General features: G+C 60.0%; 1 protein-coding gene. It reads left to right on the top strand.

All coding sequences use genetic code 11. The features are described 5' to 3' along the window. Positions 1–791, top strand: a 791-nt coding sequence (locus tag IF809_RS38630) for an IS110 family RNA-guided transposase (RefSeq protein WP_462840088.1), incomplete at its 5' end; no start/stop codon positions are given. Positions 792–877 lie beyond the last annotated feature (86 nt).

Here is an 877-nt window from a genome sequence, read left to right as displayed (position 1 = left end):
ATGTTAAACCCTACCTACGAAGAGGAGCCAAGAATGACGCCGCTGACGCGGCCGCGATCTGCGAAGCGGTCACCCGTCCCAATATGCGGTTCGTTCCAATCAAGAGCGTTGAGAACCAGGGCTTCTTGATGCTTCATCGTGCAAGAGGCTTGTTGGTCCGCCAACGAACCATGACAGCCTGCGCGATTCGGGCTCACTTTGCTGAGTTCGGAATCATTGTCGGGCAAGGCCGGCAACGGGTGGATGGTCTGGTGGACTTGTTGGATGACGAGGAACTGACACTACCGGCCCACGCCCGCATCGCACTAGCCATCCTTGTGAACCAACTGAAGGAATTGGACCGGCAGGTCGAGGCCATTGAGCGCGAGCTCACTCAGATCCAGCGAGTAAATCCGATGGCGAAGTTGCTGTCCTCAATTCCCGGGATCGGTCCCATAACGGCCACGGCTCTCGCCGCGACCGTACCGGACGCAACAATGTTCCGCTCCGGGCGGGAGTTCGCGGCCTGGCTTGGCCTGACGCCTAAGCAGAATTCCACCGGCGGGAAGGATCGGCTCGGCCGGATTACGAAACAGGGCGATTCCTATCTCAGGCACTTGCTTGTCATCGGAGCACGTAACGTCGTTCGGTACCCAAAGGCTCGCTCCCGGGTTGGAGGCGGCTGGATCGAAGCCCTGCTTGAACGGCGTCGGCCGATGGTCGTCGCCATCGCCGTTGCCAACAAGTTGGCCCGGATCGTCTGGGCGATGATGACGACCGGGGAATTCTATCGGCCTAAGCTCGCGGCCTGACTTTCCGCGTATGTTGGCCACCTTATGGTGTGAGGGCAAATGACAGCATGATGGACACCGGCGGAGCTGGGGATCGAGCAAGCCCG

The organism is Bradyrhizobium sp. UFLA06-24, from assembly GCF_054967145.1.
The sequence above is the reverse complement of the archived record's forward strand: the minus strand, read 5'-3'. Positions and strand labels throughout refer to the sequence as shown.